The following is an 18,676-nucleotide window of genomic DNA, read 5'->3' as shown; positions in this document are numbered from 1 at the left end:
GTTATCCACATTAAAAGTATATGAATATGGCGTTTCGGAGTTGACACAATGGGCATAATCGCAATGCTAAAGTTATCAAAGCGCTTTGGTAAAAGTGTTTGAGGGAGAAGCTCGCCGCAAGGGGAGCGAATTTTTTGGGAGAATTCCATGAAGAAGTTACTTAGCGCAAGCACAGCGGTAATCCCCCCATTTTTAATGGGGTCCAGCCGTAGAATTCAGGCGGCTACACTGCGGCTGGTACTGGGTTTTACAACACGATCGAACCCGTGAACGCATTGCGTGACGTATCGCACGCACTTTTCGCTTGGACGGGCGCGCGCATCGCGAGTTGGGATTTGATGGCGCCACAATTGTTTAAAGCGCTTCCAGCGACCTCATCAGATCATTTGCACGACGTTGTGACTGCGACGTCTGAGTTTGGGTCCTTTTCCGAGCACTTCGTTCGTGCACCAATTGCTGTTGAACAGAAGGACGCTCGATCACGTGCTGCACTGCAAGAGCGCCAAAGATGATGTTGGGTCGTCGTCATTATGAAAACGGCCATGCTATGATTGCATTTGGCGGTCTCAATTTGATCTTGATTTATTGCGTGCCTGCAACCGGTGCTGATGCAATTGTGCGCACGGTTGCACAAAGCTTTGCGGCACCGCAGTTGTTCTTCTTTTCAGGACTTGTTGTGGCTAGCCTGAGTTTTATCACTTTGCGGTTTGGCAAAAACCAAAGTTTGTTGCGCAGTGTACGCCCGCGCAGTTTGGCGCTGCGATCTGCGCTGGTGATCATCTCATCGGTTTTCTATTTCATTGCCTTTCGAAAGCTTCCATTTGCCGAGGTGTTTGTTTTCATCGCACTTGTCCCTATCTTCGCTGCATTCCTCAGTGGACCGATATTGGGTGAACAGGTCAGACCTCAAAGTTGGCCGGCTTTACTCGCAAGTGTCGTTGGAATGTTATTGCTTCATCCCGAGGGCATCGTCGTTTTGAACTCTGCCCATCTGTGTGTAATCTTAAGCGCGTTCACGGGGGCTGGCGCGTTGGTCCTTGCACGCCACATTAGCCGCGATGAGAAGAACACGCTGCTTCAGGTTTTCCATCCAAACTTGGCGATATGCGTTGTTATGGGGGCTGTTTTACCCTTTGTTTACAAACCTATGGATGCACAAGATGTATTCTTGATCGCAAGTTATGCGAGCGTATTTTTCATCGCGCGATGGGTGCTGGTTTTGGTTCTTACAAAGATGAAAGCCTATGTTGCGACGGTATTGATGAACCTACAGTTTGTCGCACTGATCATTGCTGGGGTCGTGCTGTTTTCCGAAACACCAACGCTTGGGCTGATGCTTGGCGCTGGTGTCATAATGACCTCTGGTGCATATATCGTGCTGGATGCTGCGCGATCTGATCGTATGTGATTACATCGAAAAGCTAGTACCGCACCCACAAGAACTGGTCGCATTCGGGTTTTCAATCGTGAACCGTGCGCCGATTAATTCTTCGGAAAAATGGATGACAGCATTTTCCAGAAAGGGCAGGGACATTGAATCGATCACTACCTTTTCGCCAACGCCTTCTAACACAAGGTCATCCGAGGCAGGTGCGTCGAGCTTGATTTCATATTGAAAACCGGAACACCCACCACCCTCGACCGCCACACGCAGCGCTTGGCCTTGCTCAGCGGCACCGATTTCAGAAAGACGCTCAAACGCACGCTGTGTCACTTTGGGTGGAATGTTCATTGAATAGGCTCCGCCTGTTGGCTCTTTGCTCTGCACGCAATATAAGGGCCCTTGGGACAAGCGGCAAGGACGGGACTTCATGCGCGCAACATATTCTTGTGATCCAGCTCAAACGCGGGGTCGGCTGGTGGCCGAAGAAGAAAGCGCGCATCGCACGTGCTTTCAGCGCGACCGTGATCGCATCATACATTCCAGTGCGTTTCGCCGCCTTAAACACAAGACACAGGTCTTTGTAGAACACGAGGGCGATTATTTCCGCACACGTTTGACGCATTCAATCGAGGTCGCGCAAGTTGCCCGCACGATGGCAGGAGCGCTAGGGCTGAACGGCGAACTGACAGAGGCAATCGCACTGGCGCATGATTTGGGTCACACGCCCTTTGGTCATACGGGCGAAGATGCTTTGAACGCATTGATGCAGCCCTACGGTGGTTTTGATCATAACGCACAAGCGGTGAAAATCGTGACCTCGCTAGAGCGCCATTATGCCGAATTTGATGGGCTTAATTTGACGTGGGAAACGCTTGAAGGATTGGCCAAGCATAACGGTCCAGTGACGGGTGATTTGCCCCATGCGCTCAGCGATTATCAAGCGCGCCACGATTTGGAGCTGCACACACACGCCAGTGCAGAGGCGCAGGTTGCCGCGCTTTCTGATGATATCGCATATAATAATCACGATCTTCACGATGGTTTGCGCGCGGGCCTATTCAGCGAGGATGATATTTGCGCACTTCCAATCGTAGGTGCAGCCTTTGCAGAGGTGGATAAGCTGTATCCTAACATCGATCCGACGCGTAGAAGCCACGAAGCGCTACGCCGTGTGTTTGGCGTCATGGTGTCTGATGTGATTGCCACCAGCCGTACAATCCTTGCGGAAAACAATGTCGAAACCGCCGATGATGTGCGTCACCTTGGTAGACCAGTCGTTAAATTTTCCAATGAATTATGGTCTGACCTTAAAGTGATACGCGAATTTTTATTCACTCGTATGTATCGCGCGCCAACTGTGGTGATCATGCGCGAAAAGGTGACGAAAGTTGTTGAGGATTTATTCCCTTTGTTTATGACGCAAACCGAAATGCTTCCTGCAGAGTGGCGCGTTGATGTGGAGCAAGCCCGTACAAGAACTGAACTTGCGCGTATCGTGGCGGATTATATTTCTGGCATGACCGATCGTTTTGCGTTGCAGGAACACGAGCGACTGCTCGGCTAATCATGGGCGAAACCGCCTATTCCATTGAATGTTGCGTCATGCATGTTAAGACGCGCTCAAACCTATAGGGACGTGTTCTATGAACCTCTTTGCTGATATCCGTACGGCCGTTATTTCCGCGCTTGAAACCATGCAGGCGGCGGGCACTTTGCCGAATGATCTAGACTTTGCCAACGTTGCGGTAGAACCACCGCGTGATGCGGCGCATGGCGATATGGCGACGAATGCCGCGATGGTATTGGCCAAGCCGACCAAGATGAAGCCACGCGATATTGCGGATGCTTTGGTTCTTCAATTGACCGCTAATCCACGCATCGAAAGTGCGGATGTGGCTGGACCTGGCTTTTTGAACATGCGGTTGTCGAGTGCGCTTTGGCAGGATGTTGTCGGTGCGGCATTAGAGCAGGGCGAGGCGTTTGGCCGGTCCGATATGGGACAGGGCAAAAAAGTTAACGTTGAATATGTCTCTGCGAACCCAACGGGCCCTTTACATGTAGGTCACACCCGTGGCGCGGTTTTCGGCGATGCACTTGCCAGCTTGCTGGATTACGCAGGCTACAACGTCACGCGGGAATACTACATTAACGACGGCGGCGCGCAGGTCGATGTTCTCGCGCGGTCCGTATACTTGCGGTATCTTGAAGCGCATGGCCAAGAGGTTGCGTTTGAGGATGGTACATATCCCGGTGATTACCTTGTTCCTGTCGGCGTTGAGTTGAAGGAAAAAGTGGGTGATGCATACGTTGGCAAGCCTGAAAGCGACTGGTTGCTGGACGTGCGTGAGTTTTCCACTGAGAAAATGATGGACCTCGTGCGCGCTGACCTTGCGTCGCTTGGAATCAAGATGGATGTGTTCTATTCCGAGAAATCCCTTTACGGCACAGGCCGCATCGAGGCGGCGATCAACGCGCTGAAAGACAAGGGTCTGATCTATGAAGGCGTGCTTGAGCCACCAAAGGGTAAAAAGCCTGAGGATTGGGAACCGCGCGAACAAACCTTGTTCAAGTCCACAGAGCACGGTGATGATGTTGATCGCCCCGTAATGAAATCTGACGGCGCTTGGACCTATTTCGCGCCCGATATCGCGTATCACTATGACAAGGTCATGCGTGGCTTTGATGAATTGATCGACGTCTTCGGGGCGGATCATGGTGGCTATGTCAAACGGATGAAGGCGGCGGTGTCTGCGTTGTCGGATGGCAAAGTGCCGCTTGATATCAAGCTGACGCAATTGGTGAAACTTTACAAAAATGGTGAGCCGTTCAAGATGTCCAAACGGGCAGGGACGTTCGTCACATTGCGTGATGTCGTTGACCAAGTCGGCCCGGGTGCTACACGGTTCCATATGCTGACGCGCAAAAACGATGCCTCGCTTGATTTCGATTTTGATAAGGTGCTGGAGCAATCCAAAGACAACCCTGTGTTCTACGTTCAATATGCGAATGCGCGGGTGAATTCCGTGCTGCGCAAAGCAAAAGCTGCTGGCATTGATTTAAGTGCGACGCCTGATTTGACACAGATCAGCCATGCGGCGGAAATCACGCTGGCCAAGAAGATTGCAGAATGGCCACGGCTTGTGTCGATTGCGGCGCGGACGAATGAACCACACCGGATTGCCTTCTATCTCTATGATTTAGCGAGCGAATTCCACGCTTTGTGGAACCGTGGCAACGATCTGCCAGAGCTTAGATTCATTCAAGACGGCGAAGATGCCACATCTGTTTCTAAAATAGCACTCGCACGTGCCACGCAGGTTGTGATTTGCGCGGGCTTGGGTATCTTGGGTGTCGAACCGGTTGAAGAAATGCGCTAAATGACATTCCTCACACTGGACGTTGAGTAGTTCTAAAAGATGCCTGCGGCACCGTATCGCTGGCACAATGTGAGGCAAAATGGCAGATTTCCCAATGAACGGGCGCGGTTACGCGCCTCAGGCCGGATCGTATCAAGCGTATCAGGGCTATCAACAACAGCCTCAACAGCCGTTGACACCGCCGCATGCGCAGCAGCCCAACTCCGGAAATTCGGTAAAGGCCGCTGCCGCACTGACTGGCGCGGTGCTTTCTTTGGCGCTGCTAGTTGGTGTTGGCGTTTGGGGTTATCAGCTTATCGCACGTGACGTTGCAGGCGTTCCAGTTGTGCGTGCAGTGCAGGGCGAAATGCGGATCCGTCCGCAAGAGCCCGGTGGCGCGCAGGCGCTGAACCAAGGTTTGTCGGTGAATTCCGTCGCGGCCGCAGGTGGAACCGCGGCCCCATCTGATCGCATTGTTCTAGCACCTGAGCCAATTGATTTGTCCAACGATAGTGTGCCCTTGATTGATCGCCTTGCAGCAGCCCAGACGCGGTTTGCTCCAAGGGATGCGTCCCAAGACCCTGTCGCAGAAACGCTCACCTTAAGTGCGCCCGCAATCGTGCAGGAAGATGCAAGCACCGCGTCCAAGATGGCCTCCATTGAAGCCCTTGCCGCACAGATTGCAGTGGGTGCCACGCCATTGACCACCCAAGGGCAGGTTGTGACGGCGTCGGTTCAAGCCGAAACAAGCGACTTAAATATTCAAGCCGCTCCGACGCGCCAAACAACGGCACCGTTGGGCATTAGCCCAAATGTGATTGCGCGTAGCATTCCGGAGCCGTCTGTTTCACTGCGACCTAAAATTCGCCCAGCTGGCGTGCGTACCGCCTCTTTGAGTGCAGCAACATCTACAACTGCGACAGCAGGCGGCGTTACCGAAATAAGTGCCTCCAGTATTCCAGCCAGTACTCGCCTTGTTCAACTGGGAGCCTACGAGAGCCCTGAGATCGCGCGTAAAGAATGGGCGCGGTTCAGTACGAAATTCAGCGAATACATGAATGGCAAAGATCGTGTTGTTCAAAAAGCCAGCAGTGGCGGACGTACATTCTATCGCCTGCGCGCGATGGGCTTTTCCGACCTCGCCGATGCGCGTCGTTTCTGTTCTGCTTTGACGGCTCAGAACACAGACTGCATTCCTGTGGTCACTCGGTAATGACATACGGCGCGACCATACTGGGCTGTTTGGGCCCTACGCTGTCACAAAGGGAGATCAGCTTTTTTCGCGATGCAAACCCTTTCGGGTTCATCGTATTTGATCGTAATTTGGACGACGGTGAACAAATTTTAACGCTGTGCAATTCATTGCGTGATGCGGTTGGTCGTGATGCGCCTATTCTGATTGATCAAGAGGGCGGTCGCGTGCAGCGCCTACGCCCCCCTTTGGCGACACAGTGGTTGCCGCCTTTGGATGATTTGTTGCGCTACGGGGCGAATGCGCCACGCGCGATGTATTTGCGCTACCGTATTATTGCAGACGAATTGATGGCGCTTGGGATCGATGCCAATTGTGCGCCAATGGTTGATATTGCCTCTGAAAATACGCATGAATTTTTGAAAAACCGTTGTTATGGCAGTGACTTAGCGACCGTTGTTAAGATTGGTCAGGCGGCGGCTGGCGGCCTGATAGATGGCGGTGTTCTCCCTGTTCTCAAGCATATCCCAGGCCATGGTCGCGCTGTCTCTGACAGCCATCTTGATTTGCCCATAGTCGATACGAATGGTGAGATCTTGCGCCAAACCGATTTTGCGGCGTTTACCGCGCTAAATGACACTCCTATGGGGATGACCGCCCATATAACATACAGTGCTTTTGATGACCGTCCCGCGACGCTATCGCCCAAAATGATGGGTATGATCCGCGATGATATCGGCTTTAACGGTCTGATCATGACCGACGATATTTCTATGAAGGCGCTCACGGGCAGTCTTGGTGAATTGTCGCGTTTGTCAATTGATGCGGGCTGCGATGTGGTTTTGCATTGCAACGGTAAGATGGACGAAATGGAAGAGGTGGCAGCAGCCTCTGGCGCGATGAACGCAGATGCACAGCGTCGCGCGGATGCAGCACTGGCATGTCGCCGCACGCCTGATCCTGTTGACATTTCCGATCTGCATGCGCAGCTTGACGCGCTTGTGAACGGAACGGGGAATGACGTCTGAAACGCCCAAAAAGTTAAGTGATTGGACCGCGGAAAAGCCTGAACGCCTTTCCGTGGAAGACCGTATGGCCGCAGAGGCCCTCATCATTGATGTTGATGGGTTTGAAGGTCCGTTGGATATTTTGCTGACCCTGTCGCGTACGCAAAAAGTCGATTTACGCAAGATTTCAGTGCTGCAATTGGCCCAGCAATATCTGTTGTTCGTTGAAAAAGCGAAAGAACTTCGCCTTGAACTGGCTGCTGATTATCTGGTGATGGCGGCGTGGTTGGCCTTTTTGAAGTCGCGTCTCTTATTGCCGCCTGACCCCACCGAAGAAGGCCCGACCGGCGAAGAACTTGCGGTGCATTTGGCATTCCAACTTGAACGCTTGCAGGCGATGCGCGATGTCGCTGCGCGTCTCATGGGGCGGGATCGATTGGGACGTGATTTCTTCGCGCGTGGTAGTCCTGAAATGGTTGAGCGCGTAAAAACAGTGACTTACACGGCGACCTTGCTTGACTTGATGCAAGGATACGCGCGCATTCGTACCCGGGATGAGTTTCGCCCTTTTGTGTTGGATCGCGAGTCTGTCTATACTCTGGAAGAAGCGCTTGGCCGGATGCGTGGCCTTATTGGTTTTGCAGGCGATTGGACCGAAATCATGAGCTACCTTCCAGAGGGGTGGGATCAAGACCCTGTTAAATTGCGCTCTGCGACGGCGGCCACATTCGCGGCCTCGCTTGAACTTGTGAAAGAAGGCAAGGCAGAGCTACGCCAAGCCGACGCCTTCGCCCCCATTCAATTACGACGGAGAGACCCGCGTGAGTGACGTTGAAGAAGATCGCATCGAAGAAAGCTTATTCGAAGCACCACCCGTGGGTGAACAAGAGCGCATGGTCGAGGCCGTGCTCTTTGCCAGTGCAGACCCTGTAACCGTCGCTGATTTGAATGCGCGCATGCCACACGGATGTGACGCCGCTGCGGCGCTTGTGCATTTGAAAAAGCGGTATGAGGGACGGGGTGTAAACCTTGTAAAGACCGGGAATGCATGGGCGATGCGCACCGCACCTGATCTAAGTTTTCTGATGCAAAAAGAAACGGTTGAGACACGTAAACTATCGCGCGCTGCGATCGAAACCCTTGCAATCATCGCCTATCACCAGCCTGTAACGCGCGCCGAAATCGAAGAAATTCGCGGTGTGGCGGTGTCACGTGGCACTGTTGATCAATTGCTGGAAATGGAATGGATCCGTTTTGGACGGCGCAGAATGACACCGGGTCGGCCCATTACTTTTGTCGTGACACAGGATTTCTTGGATCAATTCGGGCTTGAAAGCGCACGTGATCTTCCGGGTCTTAAAGAACTTCGTTCGGCTGGTCTGCTGGAAAACCGTCCTCCGCCTAGTTTGGGTGCGAGCCTTGATGATGAAGAGGGCGGCGAGGATGAAAACCAAACTGAACTGTTTGAAGAATAATGCTGCTCGATTGCCCTTAAAAATGCACAATCACGCACTATGTCGTTGGATGAGGCCGGGACAAGCATTGAACCTATGAATATGAATCAAATTATCAATATGGTCATTCGCCGTATTATGAGCATTGCGATCAACAAGGATATTAGCGCAGGCAGCGATAAAATGGCACAACGCAAAGCCCGTAAGTTGGATGATCCTAATTATGATTCCACCCAAAATAGCCACACTTCTTTAACGTTTAAGCCGCGCAGCGCGGCCACCACGTCGTCCAGTGGGTGCGGATTGTCGGCTCTGCAATTCTTCCATGATCGAGCGACGTGTCTCGGATGTCATCTTGGACCACTGAGAAATTTCGTCGATGGAACGATTGCACCCTGTGCACAGGCGCGTTTCCGGATGCACGATGCAAATCTGAATGCACGGGCTGTCTAATTCGTTGCGTTGCCAAACATCATTGATCATTTTATTATCCTCTACCCACGCCGCATGAATTGAATGCGATCCAATAGACCCTGCAAAATATACCCTGCGGCGACGTGATCGATCACCTCTGCACGACGCTTTCGCGACGTATCCGCCTCTAGCAACGCGCGTTCTGCGGCAACTGTGGACAGGCGTTCATCCCAATAGGTGATGGGCAAATCACTTTGACGTGCAAAATTACGCGCAAATGCACGGGTAGACTGGCAACGTGGCCCCTCAGAACCGTCCATATTGAATGGCAAACCCAGAACAATTCCGCAGATGTTGCGCGCTGCGAATATCTCTTCCAAACGCGCGGCGTCGGCTGTGTATTTTGTGCGTCTCACTGTTTCCAGCGGGGTAGCGACAGACATCATGCCGTCGCTGACAGACACGCCAATTGTTTTTGTGCCAAGGTCCAGACCCGCGAGTGCGCGAAACTTGGGGAGGGCGGCTTCGAATGCTTTAACTGTCTCATAGATCATTGCGTAATTCCCAAACGGCGCGCGGCGTCACGCACGGTGGCCAACGCGTCTGGACGATCCGCAAAGACATCCTTCGCGTTTTGCCAGATCAATGCGGCTTGATCTGCGTCACCCAAGACGCCCAAAGCCGAAATTAAACGCGCCCATTCTTCTGGACTGCCGCCCTCTGCGGCAAGGCGATCTGAGAGCTGCGCAACCATGCCCGCGATCATCTCTTGGCGGTCCTCGTCGCTCATCTCAGCGGTGTTTTCCATGTCCTCAGCACTTGGACCAGCCAGCTCTGCTTGCTTGCGTTCTGGCAATTCGTACTCAACGCCGGCCCGAAAGGCGAGCTCTTCGATCTGGTCGCGGATGGGGTCAACCCAAGCTTCATCATCGGGGCTGTCTTGCAGTAAATTCGCCCATGCACGGAACGCGATGTCGGGGCGTCCGACTTGCATCATCATTAGGCCAGAATAATAGCGCGCAACGCCGTTCTTAGGGTCTTTTTGTAAGGCCGCGGCCAATGCACCTTCGGCTTGTGGGGACACATATCCACCCGCTGCAATGACCAACATATCAGCGTAGGTTGCGAAATCCTCTGCGGTTGCATCCGAACGTTTCAAACGCAGGATTTGGGAGTGCGCTTTGGCCGCGCGGGACGCATTGCCCAGACGCATTTCGTGGGTTGCAAGGAGGGTTGCGCCTTGCAAATCATCTGGACGTTGGTCCACAGCAACGCGCAACTTCTCGACCAGCTCAACATATGCTGCTGGTGTCTCTGGATTGACCGTTGGCGCAGGCAAAGACGCTTCTGCGGTCTCTTGGTTCGGGCGGGTGTCACGGGCAATTTGGGCCTGCTTGATCCGCGTCGAGAGCGCTAGATCACCATACCCAGCAGCGCCAAGGTCGCGGTACAAATACAAAGACCCGCCAACCAAAACCAACGCCAACACAGCCATCGCGCCGTAACTTAACATGGGCGATGATCGCTGATCCGATTGCACCATTTGCATCGCAGTGTCAGCCGCAAGAATGCGTCGCGAAATCTCAGTCATCAAACGCTCTGAATCGTCAGGCTCGATCACGCCGCGTTCTTTGTCGCGCTCAACTTCGGCGAGTTGATCGCTGTAGACCTTTAGATCAAACTCCGCAGCAGGGCGCGCGCCCTCGTGACCGCGCCAAAGCGCCAAAGCCAGCAAGGCGAACGCACCTATCGCCAGAACACTTGTGATCAGCCAAAACACCATGAAGACACTCCCGTATTCCCTTTCATCTAGTCGGGATTGGCCCCGAAAAAAAGGCCCGTCGCTGCGCGGGGTTGTCGCGGGGCGGGAATCGACTTGAATTCTGTTGGTTTTATTGGTTCTCAGAGGGTGGTTTGGATCGGTTTTAGGGGGGGTGTCGCGAAACGACATGATATCGTCGCACGCAGTATCCACATTTTTGCCATCCAGACCAAAACCAAAGCATCGCACGAATCCGATCGTATCGTGTATGACAAACATTCGAGGGCCGTCCCATGAAGCGTTATTCCGCATTTGCCATCGCACGCGAAGCATTCCGCCATCATAGCGGATGGGAGCGCGCATGGCGGTCCCCCGCGCCCAAATCAAAATACGATGTGATCATCATCGGGGCAGGCGGTCACGGTCTAGCGACGGCCTATTACCTAGGTAAGAACTTTGGCATCACCAATGTGGCGGTGATCGAAAAGGGCTGGCTGGGGGGCGGCAACACAGGGCGCAACACGACGATCATCCGCTCAAACTATTTGCAGGACCCATCGGCGGCGATCTACGAAAAGTCCCGCTCGCTCTATGAAACGCTGTCCCAAGATTTGAACTACAACGTCATGTTTAGCCCACGCGGTGTTTTGATGTTGGCGCAAACCCAGCACGAAATTCGCGGCTACAAACGCACGGCCCACGCGAACGCGCTGCAAGGCGTGCCAACCGAATGGATCGGACCGGGCCGCGTCAAAGAAATTTGCCCGATTATCGAACTGAACGGCCCACGCTATCCCGTTCTGGGTGGTCTGTTCCAAGAACGTGGCGGCACAGCGCGCCATGACGCAGTCGCTTGGGGTTATGCGCGTGCATGCTCAGATATGGGCATGGACATCATCCAGCAATGCGAAGTGACCAACATCCGCACGTCGGGTGGCAAGGTTGTCGGCGTCGACACCACCAAAGGCGCGATTGAGTGCGATAAACTTGGCGGCATCGTTGCAGGCAATTCATCGGTGCTGGCCGACATGGCGGGCTTTCGTTTGCCAATGGAAAGCGTTGCGTTGCAAGCGCTGGTGTCAGAGCCGATCAAACCCGCGATGGATATCGTGGTAATGGCGAACACCGTGCACGGCTACCTGTCGCAATCGGACAAAGGCGAAATGGTCATTGGCGGTGGCACGGACGGGTACAACAACTACACGCAGCGTGGATCGTTCCATCATATCGAAGAAACCGTGCGCGCGCTGATCGAGACGTTCCCGATGCTGTCCCGTCTGAAAATGCTGCGCCAATGGGGCGGTATAGTGGATGTGACGGGGGACCGCTCGCCCATGCTGACCAAGACGCCGATTGAGGGCATGTTCATGAACTGCGGTTGGGGCACGGGTGGGTTCAAAGCCATTCCGGGGTCTGGCTGGGCCATGGCGGAACTGATGGCGAAGGGCGAGTCACCGCTTACGGATGAGTTCTCCATGTGGCGCTTCAAAGAGGGCAAGTTCATCGATGAAAGCGTTGCGGCGGGAGTGGCTCATTGACAAAGTTTGCGTTCTTTGACAGCGAGTCTTTTTTCATTAGATTGCTCTGGGGGCTTTCTTTGCTAGTTTGGTTTTTGGTCTCTATCTGGTGTCTCTTTACGTCAAACGGTGACCTACTTCCAAGGATGGGCGCGTTTATTATTGCTGCGGTTGCATTGTATTACTCTCAACTTTCAGACCTTGATCCGCCTCCGCTGGGATCTGCAAAAAAGTTTGCTATAGTTAGCAATCATTTGAATATGAACTCCGCAGATATAAACTTTGCCATCAAAAAAGTTGTGTTGCTTGCTGGATCAATTGAACGTTGGATGAAGGATCAAAAACGAGTTGTTTCTGAAGCAGTCTCTGAACTGTCCCCGCTAGCTCAACATGAAAAATTTGATGCGCTTGAAGAACTTGATTTCGAAGAGATGGAACAGAATTCTCAATTGAATGCAGATGAGGAAGATAAACATCGAGTTGATGTTTTGATTCTAAGGCAAAAACTTCAAAATTTCCAAGCAATACTACTGGCTATTGGCACCATTCAATGGGGCTTTGGCGATTTGATAGGAGCAAACTAATGCTAATCCTTAATTGCCCATGCTGCGGCGTAAGCGGCGAAGAAACGGAATATCATGCTGGTGGAGAGGCGCATTTGAAACGCCACTCCATAGGCTCCACGGATGATCAATTCGAGGAATACCTGTTCATGCGGGAAAACCCGCGCGGGGTACATTTGGAACGTTGGCGTCACAACAATGGCTGCGGCAAGTGGTTCCATGCGGCGCGCTGCACGCAGACGCTTGAGGTGTTTGGCACGTATTCAGCGCAGACCTATGAGCCACCAAAAGAGATCAAAGATGCAATCAGCGCCAAGCGGCCCGGTTGGACTTGGAGGACCTTCTCTTGAGCACACGTTTAAAAACTGGCGGTCGTTTCACGGACGGCGGCGAGCAGCTTTCCTTTGATTTTAATGGGACCACGATGAAGGGCGTCGCGGGCGACACGCTTGCCTCTGCCTTGCTGGCCAATGATCAGATGCTGGTTGGACGTTCGTTCAAATACCACCGCCCGCGCGGGATTGTCGCAAGCGGTGGGGAAGAGCCGAACGCGTTGTTCAATATGGGCGGCACAAATGATTTTGAGCCGAACCAACGCGCGACGGTGACGGAGTTGTTTGACGGTCTGAAGGTTGCCTCGCAAAACCATTGGCCCAGCCTTGAGTTTGACGTGGGCGCGATCAACACGCATCTGTCGCGCTTCTTGCCTGCGGGTTTTTATTACAAGATGTTCCTCTATCCACGCGCCTTTTGGAAGCACGTGTATGAGCCGATCATTCGTAAATCTGCGGGTTTGGGCAAAGCGCCCCGCGCAGAGGATCGTGATCCCGATACGTATGAGCATTTCTACTTTTTCTGCGATGTGATGGTTGTTGGCGGTGGTATTGCAGGTCTGCAAGCGGCCAAAGCGGCGGCACTGACGGGCGTGAAGGTTCTGTTGGTGGAACAGACGGCCCATTGGGGCGGTCGCGCGCCAGTGGATGGCGGCGAGGTCGATGGCCAAAGTGCGGGTGATTACGTTGATGCATTGGTCGCTGAATTGGCGACAATGGACAACGTCACAATGCGCACACGCCTTATGGGCGCGGGTGTCTACGATCACGGCTATGTGCTGGGCTACGAGCGCCTGCGCGAACACACGCCCGAGGTCGCTGGCCCGCGTCATCGTCTGTGGCGCATTCGTGCGGCGCAGATCATCACGGCGACTGGCGCGATTGAACGCCCGATCAGCTTTGCAGGCAACGATATTCCAGGTGTTATGCTGGCGGCGGCCGTGCGTGATTATGCGGTGAATTTTGGGGTTTCCGTTGGGGATCGCACGGTTGTTGTGACCAATAACGACGATGCGTATCGCACGGGGATCACTCTTAAAGGTCTTGGGCTAGACGTACCGTGCATCATTGATGCTCGTTCGGGCGGCGGCGGTACTTTGGCGGATGACGCGCGCGCGCTTGGCATTCGTGTCGAGAACGGCAAAGCCATTGGCATGGTCAAAGGCGGCAAGCGCGTTGAAGCGGTTGAGCTGTGTTCTCAAGCAGGTGAAGGCGGCGTGCTGGAGGTGATCCCATGTGACGTGGTCGCGATGTCGGGCGGCTGGTCGCCTGTAGTTCACTTGTGGTCCCATTGCGGTGGCAAACTGGTTTGGGACGAAGCGCAAAGCCACTTCCGCCCTGATAGCGAACGTCCACCTTTGGGTGCGACGGGCGAAGGGTTCGTCAGTGTTGCGGGTAGCGCCAATGGTCACATGCAATTGGCCGAACTGATGGGCGATGCGCATGGTGCAGGTCTTGCGGCAGGCAGGGCGACCGGTGGAACGTCCGCAAAAGGACATATCCCCGAGGGCACGCCGACATCTGAAAACCCTGTCGAGCCGGTTTGGCTAATGCCGCAAGGCGCGGGGTATAAGTTGCGTTCCAAAGCGTGGCTTGATTATCAGAACGATGTGAAAGTATCCGACGTTCAATTGGCCGCGCAAGAAGGCTTTGAGAGCGTTGAACATGCCAAACGGTATACGACATTGGGTATGGCGACAGATCAAGGTAAACTGAGCAACATCAACGGATTGGCGATCCTTTCTGATGCATTGGGTCAACCTATTCCGCAGACGGGTACGACAACGTTCCGTCCCCCGTACACCCCCATCTCAATGGGTGCGATTGGCGGCGAAGCACGGGGCAAAGTGTTCCAACCACTGCGCAAAACGCTACTATATGAATGGAGCGATGCAAATGGGGCCGATTGGGAACCTGTTGGCGCGTGGCGTCGTCCGTTTGCCTATTTGCAACCCAGTGAAAGCGTGCATGACGCGGTCAACCGCGAAGTGAAGAACACGCGTGAAGCCCTTGGTTTACTTGATGCATCTACGCTGGGAAAGCTAATCGTGAAGGGGCCTGACGCAGGTAAATTCCTCGACATGCTCTACACCAATATGATGAGCACGTTGAAACCCGGCAAGTGTCGCTATGGTTTGATGTGTTCTGAGAACGGGTTCTTGATCGACGACGGTGTGGTTGCTCGGATTGATGATGAGACGTTCCTGTGTCACACGACGACAGGCGGGGCCGAGACGATCCATGGTCACATGGAAGAGTGGTTGCAAACGGAATGGTGGGATTGGAACGTCTACGTTGCCAATGTGACCGAGCAGTTCGCGCAGATTGCAGTGGTTGGTCCTAATGCACGTAAGGTTTTGGAAAAGCTGGGCGGCATGGATGTGTCCAAAGAGGCGTTGGCCTTTATGGAATGGGGCGATGGCACGATTGGCGGGTTTGATGCGCGCGTGTTCCGCATCTCGTTCTCGGGCGAATTGTCCTATGAAATTGCGGTACCTGCATCCCAAGGCTTGGCGTTCTGGGAGGCCTTGATGGAGGCGGGTGAAGAGTTCGGTGCGATGCCCTATGGCACAGAAACGCTGCACATTTTGCGCGCCGAGAAGGGCTTTATTATGATTGGGGACGAAACCGACGGGACAGTGATCCCGCAGGATTTGAACTTGCAGTGGGCGTTGTCCAAGAAGAAAGAAGATTACCTTGGAAAGCGCGCACATCAGCGTAGCCATATGACGGATCCTGATCGGTGGAAACTGGTTGGCCTTGAAACGCTTGATAAATCCGTGCTGCCAGATGGCGCATATGCGGTTGAAGACGGTGTGAACGCCAATGGTCAGCGCAACATGTTCGGGCGCGTGACCTCGACCTATTATTCATCCAACCTTGAGCGTGGGATTGCGATGGGATTGGTAAAGAACGGACCGGGTCGCGTGGGCGAAGTCATTGATTTCCCCAAGGAAGGTGGCGCCATCATCAAAGCGAAAATCATTGATCCTGTGATCTATGACAAAGAAGGAGCGAAGCCAAATGTCTAATGCTGTGAGTGCGTTACAAGGCGCTTCCTATGTCGATGGTATCGCGGATGTGACTGAATTTGGCCTGCGCGGAATGATTACACTGCGCGGTGATCTGAGTGATAAGAAACTGATCAAAGCGGTGAAATCGATTGCAGGTGCAATGCCTGGGATGCGATCGATTGCTTTGGAAGAAGACGATGGTGCCGCGTGGATGTCGCCGGATGAATTGCTGTTGATGGTGCCGCATGGCGATGTTGCGAGCACGATTGAAGGTTTGAGCAAGTCTTTGGCTGGCACACATTTCTTGGCAGCAGACGTGTCCGATGCGCGCGCGGTTTTTGAAGTGTCCGGTCCTAAGGCGCGCGACGTCATGGCAAAACTTGCCCCTGTCGATTTCGCCAATAGCGCGTTTGAGAAGGGGATGTTCAGACGTTCACGCCTTGCACAAGTGCCAGCCGCGTTCTGGATGAACGAACAAGACGCGTTCACGGTCGTATGTTTCCGATCTGTTGCACAGTATATGTTCGATTTATTGAGCGTTGCGGCGCAGCCCGGTTCTGAAGTTGACGCGTTTTAAGCGTAACTAACGGTCGATTTATTCGTTCTAAAGTAGAGCCAAGCCCTTGACCTTAGGGGCTGGGCGCACTCTATCTGACTAAAGCAAATCCAACAGAAAGGCCTTTTCCCATGGCATTCGAACTTCCAAATTTACCCTACGCGCATGATGCATTGGCTGACGCTGGCATGTCCAAAGAGACGCTGGAGTACCACCACGACCTGCACCACAAAGCCTATGTGGATAACGGCAACAAGCTGATTGCTGGCACGGAATGGGACGGCAAGTCGCTTGAAGACATTATCACAGGCACATACGACGCAAAGTCCGTGGCGCAGAACGGTATTTTCAACAACATTAGCCAGTTGTGGAACCACAATCAGTTCTGGGAAATGATGGGTCCAGGAAAGTCTGCGATACCATCCGAGCTGGAATCTGCCTTGAAAGAGAGCTTTGGATCGGTTGACGAATTTAAGGCTGCGTTTTCTGCAGCAGGTGCCGGTCAGTTTGGTGCGGGCTGGTGCTGGTTGGTTAAGAATGCAGACGGTTCTTTGGCTGTCACAAAAACAGAAAACGGTGTGAACCCACTGTGCTTTGGTCAGACTGCATTGCTTGGTTGTGATGTTTGGGAGCATTCCTATTACATCGATTTCCGCAATAAGCGCCCTGCGTATTTGGCCAACTTTATGGACAATCTCGTGAATTGGGAAAACGTCGCGTCCCGCATGTAATCCTATTGAGCGCTCACGCGCGCTTGATTGAAGATATAGACGCGCGTCGCCTTTGATTTCGGGCGGCGCGCTTTTTCTTTTGGTCGGGACGCTGCGCGGCAAGTTTATTTTGAAAGATGAAGACTGGGTCAGCTTAAAAGTGGCACGGCCTCCTCTGGGGTATCGGCGATTTTGAAAAAGTCTTTGATGCTTGCTTTGGCAAAGCCTTGTGAGATGACGTGATCGAGCAGGGCGAGGAGTGGGGTCCAGTAGCCGTCTGTGTTGATCAACACGATAGGTTTGGCGTGTAGGCCCAGCTGTGCCCATGTGAGGACTTCGAAAAACTCATCAAGAGAACCTGCGCCGCCGGGAAGCAGTGCAACAGCGTCTGCGTTCATGAACATCACCTTTTTGCGTTCGTGCATGGTTTCTGTGACGATGTAGGAGGTTAAATCGGTTTTACCGACTTCCCAATTTACCAGATGTTGAGGGATCACGCCAAAGGTGTTTCCGTTCGCGGATTGAGTAGCACGTGCGACGCGCCCCATTAGACCGACATCGCCAGCCCCGTAGACGAGGCGTAGATTGTTATCAGCGAGAAGCGTGCCAAGCTGGGTGGCGGCTTTTGCGTAGTTTGGGGAAATCCCATCGGATGCGCCACAATAGACACAGACGGAGCGTTGTAGCATAGGTTAGTCACCAATTTCAGTGTTTTGACCGAAGTCCCTGTGTTTGTTATACACATGCAATGTCTGCGGCAAAAGCGGACAAATTGGAGACGATTGACGATGAGAAAATTCGCATTCTTAACATCAGGAACCGGTGTTACGGTCGGTGCTGGCGCGGCCTTTGTTGCTGTGATTGGCGTTGCTGGTTATGTCAGCGGTGTCTTTTCTAGGGATGAGGCTCTTAGTGCGCCCGTGGCGGATAGTGCGCTTGATGTTGAAGTTGCTCGCCTTGTTGAACCCGTTGCACCGCGTATGGTGGGGATGGCCTCTGCACCAAAAACGCCAAGCTTTGACGTCGTACGCGTTGACGGTGACGGATCTGCAATGATCGCGGGCACTGCAGAAGCGGGAAGCACCGTTTCTATTCAGGTTGATGATGATGTGGTTGCACAAGTGAAGGCCGATGCGGGTGGCAAATTTGCGAGTTTTGTGACGTTGCCTGACAGCACTGATACCCGTGTTTTAACGTTATCGAGCGATGTGAATGAACCTGTGAGCGAGCGTGTAATTATAGCGCCAGTTGTTGCAACTGTTGTTCAATCGGTACCCGAAATAGCGGAGATACCTATCCAAGCGGCGGTTGTCACCGAAGATGAAAGCGTGCTTGTGGTCGAGGCAATTCAAGAGCCTAAACCTTTGATCCTGGTTCAAGAGCCTGCAAAAACCGCAAAAGATGCGCAGGAAATC

19 protein-coding genes are annotated in these 18,676 nt (G+C 53.3%); 14 read left to right on the top strand and 5 right to left on the bottom strand.

Annotated elements, in window-relative coordinates; all coding sequences use genetic code 11:
• Positions 1-547 precede the first annotated feature (547 nt).
• Positions 548-1,408 carry a DMT family transporter gene (locus tag QZ279_RS01595; RefSeq protein WP_293447141.1) on the top strand — a complete coding sequence of 287 codons (861 nt, stop codon included), beginning with the start codon at positions 548-550 and terminating at the stop codon, positions 1,406-1,408.
• Here the strand turns inward: QZ279_RS01595 and QZ279_RS01590 are convergent, their stop codons facing one another.
• A complete protein-coding gene (locus tag QZ279_RS01590; RefSeq protein WP_293447139.1) occupies positions 1,409-1,732 on the bottom strand; it encodes an iron-sulfur cluster assembly accessory protein in 324 nt (107 codons plus the stop codon).
• A gap of 79 nt (positions 1,733-1,811) precedes the next feature.
• Here QZ279_RS01590 and QZ279_RS01585 point away from each other — a divergent pair, with 79 nt between their 5' ends.
• The 6 genes from QZ279_RS01585 (at position 1,812) to scpB (ending at position 8,414) form a co-directional block, all read left to right on the top strand.
• Positions 1,812-2,948 (top strand): deoxyguanosinetriphosphate triphosphohydrolase, encoded by a 1,137-nt coding sequence (locus QZ279_RS01585; protein ID WP_293447138.1) that lies wholly within the window; start codon positions 1,812-1,814, stop codon positions 2,946-2,948.
• Positions 2,949-3,027: 79 nt separating this feature from the next.
• Positions 3,028-4,761, top strand: a complete 1,734-nt coding sequence (gene argS / locus QZ279_RS01580; RefSeq protein WP_293447137.1) for an arginine--tRNA ligase — start codon at positions 3,028-3,030, stop codon at positions 4,759-4,761.
• 79 nt (positions 4,762-4,840) lie between these two features.
• Positions 4,841-5,953 carry an SPOR domain-containing protein gene (locus tag QZ279_RS01575; protein WP_293447136.1) on the top strand — a complete coding sequence of 371 codons (1,113 nt, stop codon included), beginning with the start codon at positions 4,841-4,843 and terminating at the stop codon, positions 5,951-5,953.
• The gene (locus QZ279_RS01570; RefSeq protein WP_293447135.1) at positions 5,953-6,960 is read left to right on the top strand and encodes a glycoside hydrolase family 3 N-terminal domain-containing protein; all 1,008 of its coding nucleotides are present in this window, start codon (positions 5,953-5,955) and stop codon (positions 6,958-6,960) included. Before QZ279_RS01575 ends, QZ279_RS01570 begins: the two co-directional genes overlap by 1 nt.
• Positions 6,950-7,768: a ScpA family protein gene (locus QZ279_RS01565; RefSeq protein WP_293447134.1), complete on the top strand. Its 819-nt coding sequence runs from the start codon at positions 6,950-6,952 to the stop codon at positions 7,766-7,768. The genes QZ279_RS01570 and QZ279_RS01565 overlap by 11 nt, the downstream gene beginning before the upstream one ends.
• Positions 7,761-8,414 (top strand): SMC-Scp complex subunit ScpB, encoded by a 654-nt coding sequence (gene scpB / locus QZ279_RS01560; RefSeq protein ID WP_293447133.1) that lies wholly within the window; start codon positions 7,761-7,763, stop codon positions 8,412-8,414. Before QZ279_RS01565 ends, scpB begins: the two co-directional genes overlap by 8 nt.
• A 231-nt stretch (positions 8,415-8,645) precedes the next feature.
• Here the strand turns inward: scpB and QZ279_RS01555 are convergent, their stop codons facing one another.
• The 3 genes from QZ279_RS01555 to ccmI are packed head-to-tail and all read right to left on the bottom strand — an operon-like array spanning position 8,646 to position 10,590.
• Complete coding sequence (locus QZ279_RS01555) at positions 8,646-8,876, bottom strand: DUF1289 domain-containing protein (RefSeq protein ID WP_293447131.1); 231 nt, start codon at positions 8,874-8,876, stop codon at positions 8,646-8,648.
• Positions 8,877-8,887: 11 nt separating this feature from the next.
• Positions 8,888-9,361 carry a Holliday junction resolvase RuvX gene (ruvX, locus tag QZ279_RS01550; RefSeq protein ID WP_293447129.1) on the bottom strand — a complete coding sequence of 158 codons (474 nt, stop codon included), beginning with the start codon at positions 9,359-9,361 and terminating at the stop codon, positions 8,888-8,890.
• Positions 9,358-10,590 (bottom strand): c-type cytochrome biogenesis protein CcmI, encoded by a 1,233-nt coding sequence (gene ccmI / locus QZ279_RS01545; RefSeq protein ID WP_293447127.1) that lies wholly within the window; start codon positions 10,588-10,590, stop codon positions 9,358-9,360. Before ccmI ends, ruvX begins: the two co-directional genes overlap by 4 nt.
• A gap of 272 nt (positions 10,591-10,862) precedes the next feature.
• Between ccmI and QZ279_RS01540 the strand changes: the two genes are divergently transcribed.
• The 6 genes from QZ279_RS01540 to QZ279_RS01515 all read left to right on the top strand — a co-directional run bounded on the left by QZ279_RS01540 (position 10,863) and on the right by QZ279_RS01515 (position 17,282).
• Positions 10,863-12,107, top strand: coding sequence for a sarcosine oxidase subunit beta family protein (locus QZ279_RS01540; RefSeq protein ID WP_293447125.1), 1,245 nt, complete (start codon positions 10,863-10,865; stop codon positions 12,105-12,107).
• Positions 12,104-12,670 carry a hypothetical protein gene (locus tag QZ279_RS01535; protein ID WP_293447124.1) on the top strand — a complete coding sequence of 189 codons (567 nt, stop codon included), beginning with the start codon at positions 12,104-12,106 and terminating at the stop codon, positions 12,668-12,670. The genes QZ279_RS01540 and QZ279_RS01535 overlap by 4 nt, the downstream gene beginning before the upstream one ends.
• Positions 12,670-12,999 (top strand): sarcosine oxidase subunit delta, encoded by a 330-nt coding sequence (locus tag QZ279_RS01530; protein ID WP_293447123.1) that lies wholly within the window; start codon positions 12,670-12,672, stop codon positions 12,997-12,999. Before QZ279_RS01535 ends, QZ279_RS01530 begins: the two co-directional genes overlap by 1 nt.
• The gene (locus QZ279_RS01525) at positions 12,996-16,013 is read left to right on the top strand and encodes a sarcosine oxidase subunit alpha family protein (protein WP_293447121.1); all 3,018 of its coding nucleotides are present in this window, start codon (positions 12,996-12,998) and stop codon (positions 16,011-16,013) included. The genes QZ279_RS01530 and QZ279_RS01525 overlap by 4 nt, the downstream gene beginning before the upstream one ends.
• On the top strand, positions 16,006-16,572 hold the full coding sequence (locus QZ279_RS01520) for a sarcosine oxidase subunit gamma family protein (RefSeq protein ID WP_293447119.1): 567 nt from the start codon (positions 16,006-16,008) through the stop codon (positions 16,570-16,572). The genes QZ279_RS01525 and QZ279_RS01520 overlap by 8 nt, the downstream gene beginning before the upstream one ends.
• A 110-nt stretch (positions 16,573-16,682) precedes the next feature.
• Entirely contained in the window at positions 16,683-17,282 is a 600-nt protein-coding gene (locus QZ279_RS01515; RefSeq protein WP_293447118.1) for a superoxide dismutase, read from the top strand.
• 128 nt (positions 17,283-17,410) lie between these two features.
• Here the strand turns inward: QZ279_RS01515 and QZ279_RS01510 are convergent, their stop codons facing one another.
• On the bottom strand, positions 17,411-17,950 hold the full coding sequence (locus QZ279_RS01510) for a TIGR00730 family Rossman fold protein (protein ID WP_293447116.1): 540 nt from the start codon (positions 17,948-17,950) through the stop codon (positions 17,411-17,413).
• A 99-nt stretch (positions 17,951-18,049) separates the two neighbouring features.
• On the opposite strand from QZ279_RS01510, the gene QZ279_RS01505 reads away from it, so the two are divergent.
• Positions 18,050-18,676, top strand: a 627-nt coding sequence (locus QZ279_RS01505) for an Ig-like domain-containing protein (RefSeq protein WP_293447115.1), incomplete at its 3' end; no start/stop codon positions are given.

This window comes from Planktotalea sp. (assembly GCF_018607965.1).
Classification (GTDB): domain Bacteria; phylum Pseudomonadota; class Alphaproteobacteria; order Rhodobacterales; family Rhodobacteraceae; genus Planktotalea.
The sequence above is the reverse complement of the archived record's forward strand: the minus strand, read 5'-3'. Positions and strand labels throughout refer to the sequence as shown.